The organism is Sphingopyxis sp. CCNWLW2 (assembly GCF_037095755.1).
In the GTDB taxonomy this organism is placed as follows: Bacteria; Pseudomonadota; Alphaproteobacteria; order Sphingomonadales; family Sphingomonadaceae; genus Sphingopyxis.
This window is the reverse complement of record NZ_JBAWKJ010000002.1, coordinates 1312531-1325747: the sequence shown is the minus strand read 5'-3', so window position 1 is coordinate 1325747 and position 13217 is coordinate 1312531. Positions and strand designations below refer to the sequence as shown.

Genomic DNA, 13217 nt, shown 5'->3' with positions numbered 1-13217 from the left:
GAGGCCGCCGAACGACGACATACCGAACCCGCGGAAGAGATCGTCGAACAGGCGATTGACGTCGCGGTGAAGCGACAGAAGCGGATGATCGCCCCGATCGCGCTCGGCGCTGACCGGAACGGGGAGCCGGTTCTCCTGTCGGCTCCAGGGGATCAGATCACGAATAGCCATGATAGCATCTCCTTTCTGGCTGGAGAGTTTCAGCATGGCTCGCCGCCGCTGCGGGCGGCGAGCCGGTGCCCCGATCAGGCCGCCTCGAGGTCTTTCTTCTTCGGGGCGTCCAAGCGATCATTGGCAGGGGAACTGCCGCCGATCTCGATCTTGCGCGGCTTCATTGCCTCGGGGACGACCCGCCGCAGATCGATTTTCAGCAAACCATTATCGAAGTCGGCGGAGGCGACTTCGACATAGTCGGCAAGCTGGAAGCGCCGTTCGAAGGCGCGGGCCGCAATGCCGCGGTGCAGATACTGCCCCTCGTCCTTGTCCTCGCCGCGCTTGCCGCTGATGATGAGTTGGTTCTGCTGGGCGACCACCTCGATATCCCCGGGGCGGAAGCCGGCGACCGCAAGCGTAATGCGGTAACTGTCCTCGCCCTGCCGCGAAAGATCGAAAGGCGGATAGCCTTCGCCGCCGTCGCCGCGCAAATCGGTCTCGAGGAGATCGAACAGGCGGTCGAAGCCGACCGTGGAGCGCCGATAGGGCGCAAAATCAAAACTGCTTCTCATTTTCCAAATCCTCCAAAGTTGAGCAATTTGGGCGTGAGAAACGCCGGAGAGAGCCGGCGCTCTCATTTGACCCACCGGGCCCGGTCTCGGCACCCGGCAATAAAAAGCTAGGAAGCCGAAAATCACTTTCAAGAGATTTTTTCTGCGATCGGACTCGGCTCAGGCGGATTGACGCGCGAGCGGCGGATCGCCGCCATATGCGATTGGTACCAAAAAGCTGCCTGACTGCAAACGGCCAGATCCGGCGCCAGACTATTACGCTGTCGCGGGAGATCGATATGCGCCGGGATGTTGTCCGTTGTTACGCTCGCATTGATTATCTACCTCCGTGAGCGGGCGCGGCACGTGGCAACCGAAAGGATTGGGATCATTGGCAAAATATGGTCAGTCCAAGGCGCATTTCGCGACGACGTCGGCTTCCGCGCCGCTGCCTAAGGCGATCCGTGACAGGCTAATATTCAGGCTGCCACGGGTGTCGACACGAAATGGCGCGGTGATGCGCGTCATATCAGCGCCGGTCGCCGCGAAGCATTTCAGCGGCACCCCCAACACGCGCCACTGGCCGGGCACGAGTGCCGCAAATTCGGGGAAAACAAGCGGACGACCGCAATCCGAGCCGTCGCAGCGAACCGACATGAAAACCGGCGCCGAGGGCGGCGCATCGAGGCGCACGGTTGCAAGTAGCATGACGTCGCCGTTGGTCTCTCGCGACAGGTCGACGGCGTTTTGCGCCATGATCTCGACCGCGGCTCCGTCAGGGCCAGCAGCGATGACAAACTGCCGCGCGCCTTCCTGAACGGTGTGATCGGCCGCGTTGATCGTCGCGCGTCCCGACAGACCGGTGGCGGGAACCGTCGTCACGCGCAACGGATCGCCGCCATCGGCTTGCGACACGTTTAGCGACCACGATGCCGTTGCCAGGCCTTTGTCGAAGTAGACACCCGCGCCGCTACCGTCGCCGGCGACCTGGCTGTCTTGCGAAAGGGCTTTCCATGGCTGCGGGCCATCGGCGTAGGTCAGACCGTAGCCAAAGGGAAACAGCGTTGGCCCTCCATGTTTTGCCGTCGCCGGCCAAGCCGTCGGCAGGCGTCCCTGGAAGTCGAAGGTCGTCGCGCCATCCTTGCCAGCGAACAGCAGGTCGGCGACGCCGGCGCCTTCGGATCCCGGGAGCCAGGCGGTAACAAAGGCATCGGCCTCGTTCAGCGCCTCGTTGATAAATAGCGGCCGCCCGGTGATCATGACCGCGACCACCGGAATCCCCGCCGCCTTCAGCTTGCGCATCGTCGCGAACGGGCGGCGCAAATCGGGGCGCAGCTGGAGCGACGGGATATCGCCCTGGAATTCGGCATAGGGCGTTTCGCCCAAAATGACGATCGCCGCATCGGGGCGTCGTTTGAATTTGCCGTCGGGCGCGAGTTCGGCGCTGCCCCCGGTTGCCGCGACATATTGCTCGATGCCGTGCCATATCGAGGTTGCCCCCGGAAAATCACTGTTGTCCAGCCCCGTGCCCTGCCAGCTCAAGGTCCAGCCGCCTGACTGGCGGGCGATGTCGTCGGCGCCGTCGCCCGCGACGAGGATATGCGCCTGCGGCTTGAGAGGTAGCACGCCGGTGTTTTTGAGAAGGACGAGCGACTTGCGAACCGCTTCGCGTGCCACAGCCCGATGCTCTGGTGCGCCGAGCAGGTCGTAGCGGCCCGAATAGGCGCGCGCGGATGGCTTGCCCGCCTCGAACAGGCCCAGGCGCTGCTTGACGCGCAAGATGCGCGCCACGGCGTCGTCGAGCCGTTCCATCGGAATCGTGCCATCCTTCACTTGGGCCAGCGTGCTTGCGTAAAGGGCGCGCCAGCTGTCGGGAGCCATGAACATGTCGATCCCGGCGTTGGCGGCAACGGGACAGCTGGCGTTGCTGCAGCCCGCAACCTGCCCGTGCGCGTTCCAGTCGGTGACGACAAAGCCGCCGAAGTTCATCCGTTCTTTCAATATGTCGGTGACCAGCCCCTTGTTTCCGGCAATCTTCACGCCTTGCCAGCTCGAGAAGCTGGTCATGACGGTGGCCACGCCATTTTCCATTGCGGGAATATAGGGCGCTCCGTGAACGAGGCGTAATTCGAGCTCCGAAACGGTCGCGTCGCCCTGATCCTTGCCGTCCACGGTGGCGCCGTCGGCAAGGAAATGCTTGGTGCTTGCGGCAACATGCGGTCCCGTAAGAATGGGCGTGGTCGATGGCGGTCCTTGCAACCCGCGGATCATGCTTCCGACGTAGGAGGCGACGAGTGCGGGGTCCGATGAATATCCTTCATAGGCGCGTCCCCAGCGATAATCCTGCGGGACGGTGACCGTCGGCGCAAAGGTCCATTCCTGACCCGTCACGCGAATTTCTATCGCAGTTATGCGGCCGATGCGCTCGATCAACCCGGGATCGCGCGCGGCGCCCAGCCCGACATTGTGAGGAAACAGAGTGGCGCCGACGATATTGCTATGCCCATGCACGGCATCGGTGCCCCACATGACCGGAATCGCCGGCGCGCCGGGCGCGTGATCCATCGATGCCGCGTAAAAGGCGTCGGCCAAGGCGAGCCAGTCGCGCGCGGGAGCAAGGTCATTGCCGCCTGGCCCCGAGTTTCCCCCATTGAGCACCGAACCCAGATGAAATTTACGCACATCTTCGGGCGTCACGCTGCCGATATCGGCCTGGATAATTTGCCCGACCTTCTGTTCCACCGACATTCTGGCCAGCAGCGCCTGGACATGGGCTTCGCCGTCGGCCGTAACGATCCGCGGATAGGCGACTTCTGGCCATCGCCCGGTATCGACCGCGCCCGACGGTTTTACGGAAGTGGCGTCGTTCTGCGACGCCAGCGCTTGCGGGGTCGAGGCAGCGGCTAGCGAAAGCGCGGCAGTATATAGCATTGTTCTAAATGGCATAAAATCCTCTCCCGTGCGTCGCGGCTCTTGCCATTTTGCGGTCCAATGTATCTGTCAACCTTGACAGGAATAGATTGGATAATCGTCCATATGGCGGCAATTTCCAAACATCATTTGACAACGTTGACAAGACTATGCAACAAAAATGGGGCGCAGGGTTATGCGGCCCGCGAGTCTGCTTGTCGGGTCTCGCTGAGTCGCTTCCGCCCCGTGTGAAAAGACGTTCACTGTCCGCACGCCAAGATGCGGTTTGGGAGGGATGGAAATGATCAGCGGGACTTTAAGCCACCGGGGGATGCTGTTTGCTGCGACTTCGGTCTTGGCACTGGGATTCGCCGCTTCGCCTGCATTTGCGCAGTCCGAACAGGTCGCCGGCGAAGGTACGGAAAGCGAAATCGTCGTCACCGGTTTTCGCGCATCGCTTGAGAATGCTTTGAACGCAAAGCGCGATTCCAACCTGATCATCGAATCGGTGACGGCAGAGGATATCGGGAAATTCCCCGACCAGAATGTTGCCGAGTCCCTGCAACGCCTTCCCGGCATCCAGATCGATCGCGAGAATGGACAGGGTTCAAAGGTCCGGATCCGCGGCCTTGAGCAGAATGTGACATTGCTGAACGGCGAGCTCTTTGTCAGCGGACTCGAAGTCTACAAGGTTGGCGAGGGAAATTATAACCGCAACGACAGTCTCGAAGGCGTGCCGTCAGAGCTGATCGGCGGCATCGAGGTTTTCAAGTCGCCCAATGCCTCTCTGCTCGAAGGCGGTCTCGGCGGCATCGTTAATTTGAAAACCCGCAATCCGCTCGATTTACAGGACGGCCTGACGGTCGCCGGCAACTTCAAGATGAGCAAGGGCAGCGAGATCGGCGGATGGAAGCCTGCGGGTGCGGCGGTTCTGGGCTACAATTTCGACGATCGTCTCGGGATCATCGCGTCGTTCAGCTATGAGCAGACCAACACGCACGTCAACGCTTTGGGCGGTGACAATCGCGGCAACTGGGCCTTTGCCGGGGGGCGCCGCGACACCGCGACCGTCCCGACCAACTATTATGCACCCGAATATCGCTATATCACCGACCGCGACCAGTATCGCCGGCGTTGGGGCGCGTCGCTCGGGGTGAACTTCAGGCCCACCGACGAGCTTGAGGTCAGCGCGCAATATTTCCATTCGGACCTGAAGATCGACACGCGCGAGGCTTCGGTCAAATTTCCGTTTGGGCAGGGCGAATCGCAGGGCTTGGTGGGAAGCTACAACATCAACGAGAACGGCGTCCTGACCGACGGAACCGTGCGCGCGCAATCGGCTGAGGCCATTTCGTTCGTCGACGTTTCGAAGATCAAATCGGACAATCTCCAGTTCGGGATCGACTGGGACAATGACACCAACTTCCGTGCATCGATCATGGCCGACTATTCATCGTCGAAGATGGGCCGCGAAGTCGCGAACAATGACGTGCGCTACACCGAATATGGCGTCCGCGGTCCGGGAACGTCGGGGCCGCAGCCGGGGTTCATACCCAATCCGGCGGCGCCGCCGACCTTCGATTTCACCTATAAGAACGGTGATTTTCCGAGCTTTGGCATCGCACCGGGCAGCCCGCAGGACCTGTTCAGCAATCCGGCCTATGGCTTCTTCAAATCGCATTGGGCCTTTGGCGACCGGTCCGACATCAAGGGGCATTCGATCCGCGCCGACTTTGGCTATGACGTCGACGACAGCGACACGAACACGATCACGTTGAGTGCAGGCTTTCGTTATGGTCAGCGCACCGTCGATTTCACATCGGGCCGCTATCTCGCCGACTATCGCGGCAAGGGTGAACTCGATGCGACGGCGATCCCTGCCGCGGAGCGCGTCCCGGGCTACTCCTATAATTGGACGCCCTATGGTTATTTCCAAGATGGGGCGATCGGCTACAAAATCTGCGACCTGCCCGAGGCGAACAAGCCGGCGGCCTTTGCCGGATGTACCCGTTTCGGCAATTCGCCGGCATTGATCACGCCCTACCAGACTCTGACCAGTAACCCCGAGCGCGTCGAGGCGATCAAGAACTTCGCGGGCGGCGGCCATGTTGCGGGCGACACGGTCTTGGTCGCTGACCGGTCGCAGATGACCAATGCCCTGCAGTGGATTCAATCGCTCTACCCGGACACGCCGTTCACTTTTTTTGCCGATCCCTTGCAGACTTATCGGGTCAAGGAGGAGACTAAGTCGGGATATGTGATGGCCGACCTGGGTGGGCTCGACGATCCCTATCATGTCAACGTCGGGCTTCGCATCGTCAACACCAGCCTGACGATCGATCAGAACCAGCCGGCCAGTGCGGATCCCAGCTATTGGGGAACCGACAGCTGGAACGGCGTGCTGCGCGACTTCACCACGGTCCGAACCGTTCGCCGCTACACGGACTTCCTACCCAGCGTGAATGCGGTCTTCAACCTGAGCGAAGGCGATAAAGTCCGGTTTTCGGCAGCGCGTGTCGTGGCCCGCCAGCCGCTTGTTTCACTGGGGCAGGGCTTTGCGACCCAATTTACACGCGACCCGGCCGACGATCTGTTCAAATTCACCAACGGAAGCCGCGGCAACGCCGAGCTCGATCCGTTCCGCGCCTATCAATTCGACCTCGGCTTCGAGCATTATTTCGGCAACCAAGGACTTTTGTCCGCCGGCCTATTCTGGAAGGAAGTCGACAGCTTCATCGTCAACGAAACCGTTGCCGTTTTTGTGAATGACCAAGGCGGCGGCAGGTTGGGGCCCGTGTCGCAGCCCGCGAACGGATCGGGCGGCCGGGTGAAAGGGTTTGAACTTGCGGCGCAATATGCCCTCGATTTCGGTCTGGGCTTTACCGCCAACTACACCTTTTCGGACACCAGCACCGACTTCAGCACCGATTTCAGCAACAAGCTGCCTTTGCCGGGCGTGTCGAAGCATTCAGCGAACGGCCAGATATATTTCGAGAAATATGGCTTTGCCGCGCGGGCTTCGTACAGCTGGCGCTCGAAGCAATATCTCGGGAATTTCGGGTTCGCCGACGGGGCTACGACGCGCAATCTGGGGATCTACCAAAAATCCTATGGCCAGCTCGATGGCCAGATCAGTTACAAAATCACCGACAATTTCGAAGTTTTTGCGGAGGCGATCAACATCACCAAGGCAAATGCCAGCACCTACCTGCAATTCCCAGAACTGCCCTTCCGCTATGAATCGGGCTCGCGGCGGATTTACGGCGGGGTAAAATTCAACTTCTGATTTCGGCGCCCGCTGAAACATGGCGGCGGCTCTTCTCGTGAAGGGCCGCTGTCCTTTTTCTCCGATATGCAAGTTGCGCCGAGGTCCGTCGAACGCGACCTCAATCAAGCGGTGTAGGCTATGATAGAGCCGGCGGCGGCGCGGCGGTCAGCCGATCGACGAATTGATGCGCATGGATGACCATTCCGCCGGGATCATCGCCCGCCAGTTCGCGCAGCAGCATGTCAGTCGCGGTCTTGGCCATTTCCATGACCGGTTGGCGGATCGTCGTGAGACGCGGCCACACGACGCGGGCGATTTCGGAATCGTCGAACCCGACGACGGTCAGATCGGCGGGAACATCGAATCCCAATTCGCGTGCCGCCGACATGGCGCCAACCGCCATATCGTCATTCTGTGCCAATATGGCGGTCGGCCGCAGCTTGCGTGACAGGAGGCGCTTGGTCGCTTCATATCCCGATTCAAAACTGAAATCGCCGGTTTCGACCAGATCGGGAAGCGGCGGCAGGCCGTTGGCGTCGAAAGCCTGATGATAGCCGATCAGGCGCTGGGCACTGGCGGCGTGGACCGGATCGCCTAGGATGATCGCGATCGTCCGGTGCCCAAGCCCGATGACATGCTCGGCGATCTCGCGCGCGGCTGCAACATCGTCCATTGCCGTCGACAGGCCGACATCAAGCTTGGACTGGGGCGCGATCCGGGCGAAGGGAATGCGCGCATCCAAAAGTCCATCGAGAATGTCGGGATGGTCCGACGCCGGCGGTGCGAGGATGACGCCGTCCAATGCTGCGGAGCGCACGAGGCTGACCACTTCGAGCGGACGGTCCATTACCGATTCCACGGGCAGCACGATCAGACGATAGCGTCCGCCATGCAATCTCTCGAGCGCGCCCCGCTGCAATTCGACCACATAGCTTGGACTCGGCTTTTCATAGATCAAACCGATGAGGTATGATTGTCTCCGGACTAGGCCCTGCGCGAGAACATTAGGGTGGTAGTTAAGCTCTTTGGCGGCGCGGAGCACCTTTCTACGCAACGCGGGCGAAATATGCGGTTCATTATTGAAGACGCGCGATACGCTTTTAGGTGACACTTGAGCCAGCTTGGCGACGTCAATGCTTGTCGAGCGTTTTTCTCCGTGAGCCATGCCTTCGGGTCGTGGCGAAATTGTCCTTCGTTGTCAATTGTACGCTACTGCCTCGCGGAGGCCCGACTTGATGGGCTGGTCGGTGTGGATGCATGCATCCGGAAATGTCCGCTTTCACGATCTCAGATCTACAAGCTGTCTGACCGCAATCGGCCAGATTAAACCCTACGCCTGGTCGATTTCGGCGCGCGCGCGGAGAAACTCGACATAGAAGTGCACCGCGCCGAGCGGCTCCACTCGATGGGCTATCGTGGGCTCCACCACTCCAGGCTCGCCGCCGGGCGCCAGAATATGCTCGGCAAAATCCCGGCGGGGATCGGTCACGACATAGCGCAAGCTGCCTTCTTCGACCCGGATCAGGCCCCACACGCCTTCTTTCGCGGAATGATCGGCCAGCAACCCGCGCGGAACGCTCGCCTCGGTAAAGGTGGGCGTCCGCTTATAAACGGTCAGGCCTACGGGCAGTGGGGTGATCATGATACCGGGTTCCTGTCGCGATAAAATTGTATGCCGAGCTGGAGGCTTTCAGCAATCCGGTCAGCCTTCGTCTGCATCGCCGCCGCCGTGTCGGCGTCCAGCAACTCTTCCGTCGTCTGGCGCCAAAGCGTGAGCCAACGCTCGAAATTGCTGGCGGTCATGTCGTCGGCATGGCGCACATGTGCGACCATCGGCTGCCCCTTGTAGCGTCCGCTGGTGAGCATGATCGAGGACCAGAAGGCCTGCAGTTTCTCGAGATGATGTGGCCAGTCATGGATGGCCTTGTTGAAGATCGGACCGAGAATCTCATCGCCTCGAACCCGGGCGTAGAAAGCCGGAATCAGGCGCGCGAGATCCTGCTCGGAGAGGATGGCCTCGGTCATTTTGGCTGTTTTCTCACTTTGTTTGTCGGGTTGGCCATCGGCAAGACAGGCGAGGGGATTGGCGCCGGTCGCCTGTTACAGTTCTTCACGCCACCGCCGCTTTCTCATAGGCTTGTGCCTCTGCAGAAATGAGGATGTCGGCCAGCATCCAATAGGCCTCCGCCCAGGCTGCGAGAACCTCGTCGGTCGCAATTTCCGCGCCCAGGACATCGCGGATTGCTGGGAGCAAGGCGTCGGCAACATAGGGGTAATGCTCGGGCCGAACGCCGGTCTCGACGTGGCGCTGAACCATGCGGGTTACGGCCGGCCCGAGGTTGGCCAGCTTATCGATGTTGCGCGCGTAGGCCAATATTGCGCCCGCGAGGCGACGCGGTTGCTCGCCGCTGTTTTGGGCGGCGCGGTCGAACATGGCCTCGACCTCGGCATTTTCGAAGAGCCGTGCGTACATGGCCGTCGTAATAGCGAGACCGTGTTTCTCGAGGGCGGGAGCCGTCGCCTTAACGATCTCCATGGCGTGGGCTGAGGCGGTGCGCATGCTTGGTTCCTTTGGATTGTAGATTATTGCCCAGACTGCGCTCGCGCCAATCGCCTAAGTTCGGTCACTCTGCCCGCGCGAGCGGATCGGGCGAGGTCGCGAGAAGCCGGCTGAGGTCGTCGCGTTGCAGGGGTTTCTCGAGAAGCTCGACGCCGAGCAGCTTTGCGCGCGTTCGAAGGTTCCGGTCGGGATGTGTCACGAGAAGAATGACCGGAGCGGAGTTGCCCGCAGCGCGCAGGGCGGCAACAAGGGCCAGACCACCGCCCACCCGGTCCTGATCGACGACGAGACTTGCCCCGGGATGAGCGATGTCATCGGCTTCGCGTACGTCGAACCCCTCGACCGACAGGGCGAAACGGAGCGAGGACAGGAGCGCCGGGTCGCTTGCGACGATGACGACGGGGCGATCCATGCGCATTCTCCTGTTCTCGTTATCGTCAGGCAGCCCGCTTCCAGTTCGGCTCGAGCGTGACGTGCGGCGGACATTCGGCGACGGGACCCACGGGCAAGCCCGCAAGTTCGTTGGCGAAGCCATGATTGACGTCGCGATGATGCGCTTCGTCGGCGCGGACGACGAGAACAACGTCGCGGAGCGTTGCATCCGCGGGCAGACCCCAGTAGCTTTTGGCGATCTCGGGTGCCGGGACGTTAGCGCTGCGGCCCTCGTCGATCTCGGCGAGATAGTGGGTATAGCTGATCACCGCCTCTTCCTCGAAATAGCCGACGACGCGGTGCGCAGTCTTGGAGCTCACCAGGTAGAGCGCGAAGAAGCAGATATAGAAGATCCATTGAACGCCGATAATTACCGCGCGCTCAAACCAGGTCGGCTTCGAGATTTCGATGAACGTCATGAGATGCATGCGTTCATTTTCGGCTTCGTCCATCAGCGTCTTGATCCAGCCTTTATCGTCGCACATCCGGCGCAGGCAGGCGAGGTGATTGATCGTCGCACCGACCATGCCGGGCACTGCAGCGACGGTTTCGAGCACGACGGCACGGTGACCATAACGTTCGGCAAAGAAGGTGTCGGCGCTCCAACGAAGCGCCTTGGTAAAGCCGAAGGCGACACGGTCGGACAGGCCAGCGGGCTTGTGGTGAACGCTAAGATCGATGAAAGGTGCGGTCATGGCGGGGTCTCCGTTTGGACGGCCTCTTCAGTTTGCCGTCGATGGAGACTGGTTAGAATGAACTTGGGAGCGCGGAAATTTGGATGATGTCCCTACCGCACCTCCCCTAGGGGATTTACCGGAGGTGCCGCGCGCTTCCTTCGCGAGCCGCTTCCTGCCGCGCCTCTCGGCGCCGGCTGCCTTCGGCATTGCGCTGCTCTTCATCGCCGCCGGCATTGGCGTTCGCCTGATGTTCGCCGAGGCGCTCGGCGCAAGGGCCACATTCATCTTCTTCGTACCGGGCGTGGTAGTCGCGGGGGCTTTGTCGGGTGTTCGCGCCGGCACGCTCGCCGCCTTCACTGGCGCGGCGGCGGGGCTGTGGTGCGATGCGCAGGCCGGGCCGATTGAAAACGGCAGTCTCATTGCCGCCGGTGCCTTCGTGGTCATAGCGCTCGCGATCGCGACCGGAGGCGAATGGTTCCAGCACGCCCGCATCGAGACCGAAGCCGCCGCCTCGCGCCTCGCGCGGCGCGAGGCGCACCTGCGCTCGATCCTCGAAACGGTTCCCGATGCCATGGTCGTGATCGACGAGAAGGGACTGATCCGCGATTTCAGTTCCGCCGCCGAGCGCATGTTCGGCTGGGCCGCCCGCGACGTGATCGGCCGCAATGTGAGCATGCTCATGCCCGAACCCTATCGCAGCGGGCACGATGATTATCTCGCCCGCTATTACCGGACCGGGGAAAAGCGCATTATCGGCAACGGGCGGGTGGTCGTCGGCCAGCGCCGCGATGGCTCGACCTTCCCGATGGAACTCGCCGTCGGAGAGATGCATGCTGCCGGCGAGCGCCATTTCACCGGATTCATTCGCGACCTGACCGAACGCCAGGAGGCCGAGGCGCGGCTGCAGGAACTGCAAAATGAACTTGTGCACGTGTCGCGGTTCACCAGCCTCGGCGAAATGGCCTCCGCGCTCGCGCACGAGATCAATCAGCCCCTCTCCGCGATCACCAATTACCTGAAAGGCAGCCGGATGCTGCTTGAGCGCGACGTCGTCCCGCACGAGCGCGTTGCCGAAGCGGTCGAGCGCGCGTCGGTCGAGGCCCTCCGCGCCGGTGACATCATTCGGCGTCTGCGCGACTTCGTTGCGCGTGGGGAGACCGAGCGCAGCGTCGAAAGCCTGCCGAAGCTCGTCGAAGAGGCAAGCGCCCTCGCGCTTGTTGGCGCAAAGGAGCACGGCATTCGCGTCCATTTTGCATTCGATCCCGCCGTCGATCTCGTGCTTGTCGACCGGGTTCAGGTCCAGCAGGTGGTGCTTAATCTCGTGCGCAATGGCGTGGATTCGCTGGCTGCGTTCGACGGTCCGTCCAGAGAACTTGAAGTCCGCATTGAACCGGACGGGGACGTGGCGAAGGTCAGCGTGACCGACAATGGGCCGGGCATCGATCCCGAAATCGCGGATCGGCTGTTTCAGCCCTTCATCACGACCAAGCGCACCGGTATGGGCGTGGGTCTGTCGATTTCGCGTACGATCATCGAGGCGCACGGCGGCAGGATTTGGGCCGAAGGGGCAGAGCCAGTCGGCGCGCGTTTCAGCTTTACGCTGCAGACTGTGAACAGGAAGGAGCTGGAAGGTGGCGAGTGATCCCATCGTCTACATCATCGATGACGACGACAGCGCACGCGGATCGCTGGAGTTCCTGCTCGATTGTGCGGGTCTTCGCGTTCGCGGTTTCGCGTCGGCCGACGCCTTCCTCGCGGCTTCGCCTCCCCTCGATGGCGCATGCCTCGTCACCGACGTCCGCATGCCGGGGACCAACGGCATCGAACTGCTGGCGACGCTTCGGGGGCGTGGCGGGGAGATTCCGGTAATTGTGATGACCGGACACGCTGACGTGCCGCTTGCGATCCAAGCGATGAAAGCGGGCGCCGCCGACTTCATCGAAAAGCCGTTCGACGACGAACTGATTATGTCGGCGATCCGTAAAGCGATCAGCGATCTGTCGGGCACCGCTGACGGGCGGGCGCAGAAGCAGCAATTAACGGAACGGATCGCGTCATTGTCTGCTCGCGAGCGGGAAGTGATGGAGGCGCTCGTGGAGGGCAAGGCCAACAAGGCGATCGCTTACGACTTGGGAATCAGTGCGCGAACCGTCGAAGTCTATCGCGCAAATGCGATGATGAAAATGCACGCCAAGACCCTGTCGGACCTGGTTCGCATGGCAACGATTGCGCAGCTTGGATGACGAGGCGTCAGAAGTCGGGGCCAAGCTCAGAAATGGGCGGCGGCCGCTTTCGAGCTATTACTGACGCAAAGCGACAGCTTTCGGCCACGATTAGCAATTGAGCGCAGCATCTGATGGGCGCACTATGGCCTCGGCAGGTTCGGCCAGGGGTCGCGCTGATGGTGGGCCGCGCGGCGCACTCGGCTCGCTAGGCACTGGCGCGCATCGCACGCCGTCCGGCTGCGGGCCTGCCAAGAGTGCGTTTGTTCGGGCTCTCCGAGCCGGCGACATTGATATTGGGGAGGCCGAATGCGGTAAGCCCCACCGCATCTCTGCGGAGGGGCTTACCTAATATCCGTCCGAAGACAGGACTTAAATCTGACCATCCTTTCGTCTGGACAGGTTAGTGAAACGCCTATGCCCCCGCCTTTGTTCCTGCGGTCT

The 13217-nt window shown here is 61.5% G+C and carries 11 protein-coding genes and 1 pseudogene; 3 read left to right on the top strand and 9 right to left on the bottom strand.

From position 1 onward, the window contains the following. The 3 genes and pseudogenes from V8J55_RS17545 to V8J55_RS17535 all read right to left on the bottom strand — a co-directional run. Positions 1-171: pseudogene (locus V8J55_RS17545) on the bottom strand (Hsp20/alpha crystallin family protein); the annotation flags it as partial. A gap of 74 nt (positions 172-245) precedes the next feature. Then, on the bottom strand, positions 246-725 hold the full coding sequence (locus V8J55_RS17540; RefSeq protein ID WP_336446896.1) for an Hsp20 family protein: 480 nt from the start codon (positions 723-725) through the stop codon (positions 246-248). A 384-nt stretch (positions 726-1109) separates the two neighbouring features. Continuing rightward, the gene (locus V8J55_RS17535; protein ID WP_336446866.1) at positions 1110-3650 is read right to left on the bottom strand and encodes a glycoside hydrolase family 3 protein; all 2541 of its coding nucleotides are present in this window, start codon (positions 3648-3650) and stop codon (positions 1110-1112) included. A 319-nt stretch (positions 3651-3969) separates the two neighbouring features. Between V8J55_RS17535 and V8J55_RS17530 the strand changes: the two genes are divergently transcribed. After that, entirely contained in the window at positions 3970-6900 is a 2931-nt protein-coding gene (locus V8J55_RS17530; protein WP_336446865.1) for a TonB-dependent receptor, read from the top strand. A gap of 118 nt (positions 6901-7018) precedes the next feature. Here the strand turns inward: V8J55_RS17530 and V8J55_RS17525 are convergent, their stop codons facing one another. The 6 genes from V8J55_RS17525 to V8J55_RS17500 all read right to left on the bottom strand — a co-directional run bounded on the left by V8J55_RS17525 (position 7019) and on the right by V8J55_RS17500 (position 10569). Beyond that, positions 7019-8047 carry a LacI family DNA-binding transcriptional regulator gene (locus V8J55_RS17525; RefSeq protein WP_336446864.1) on the bottom strand — a complete coding sequence of 343 codons (1029 nt, stop codon included), beginning with the start codon at positions 8045-8047 and terminating at the stop codon, positions 7019-7021. A 165-nt stretch (positions 8048-8212) separates the two neighbouring features. Further along, complete coding sequence (locus V8J55_RS17520) at positions 8213-8524, bottom strand: DUF1971 domain-containing protein (RefSeq protein ID WP_336446863.1); 312 nt, start codon at positions 8522-8524, stop codon at positions 8213-8215. Then, positions 8521-8907, bottom strand: coding sequence for a group III truncated hemoglobin (locus V8J55_RS17515; protein WP_336446862.1), 387 nt, complete (start codon positions 8905-8907; stop codon positions 8521-8523). Before V8J55_RS17515 ends, V8J55_RS17520 begins: the two co-directional genes overlap by 4 nt. 85 nt (positions 8908-8992) lie before the next feature. Further along, positions 8993-9442, bottom strand: a complete 450-nt coding sequence (locus V8J55_RS17510; protein WP_336446861.1) for a globin domain-containing protein — start codon at positions 9440-9442, stop codon at positions 8993-8995. Positions 9443-9506: 64 nt separating this feature from the next. Continuing rightward, positions 9507-9854, bottom strand: a complete 348-nt coding sequence (locus tag V8J55_RS17505) for a histidine kinase (RefSeq protein ID WP_336446860.1) — start codon at positions 9852-9854, stop codon at positions 9507-9509. Between the two features lie 25 nt (positions 9855-9879). Beyond that, positions 9880-10569: an alternative oxidase gene (locus V8J55_RS17500; RefSeq protein ID WP_336446859.1), complete on the bottom strand. Its 690-nt coding sequence runs from the start codon at positions 10567-10569 to the stop codon at positions 9880-9882. A 229-nt stretch (positions 10570-10798) separates the two neighbouring features. Between V8J55_RS17500 and V8J55_RS17495 the strand changes: the two genes are divergently transcribed. Both V8J55_RS17495 and fixJ read left to right on the top strand, forming a co-directional pair. Beyond that, entirely contained in the window at positions 10799-12193 is a 1395-nt protein-coding gene (locus V8J55_RS17495; RefSeq protein ID WP_336446858.1) for a sensor histidine kinase, read from the top strand. Next, on the top strand, positions 12183-12794 hold the full coding sequence (fixJ, locus tag V8J55_RS17490) for a response regulator FixJ (RefSeq protein WP_336446857.1): 612 nt from the start codon (positions 12183-12185) through the stop codon (positions 12792-12794). The genes V8J55_RS17495 and fixJ overlap by 11 nt, the downstream gene beginning before the upstream one ends. Positions 12795-13217: the final 423 nt, after the last annotated feature.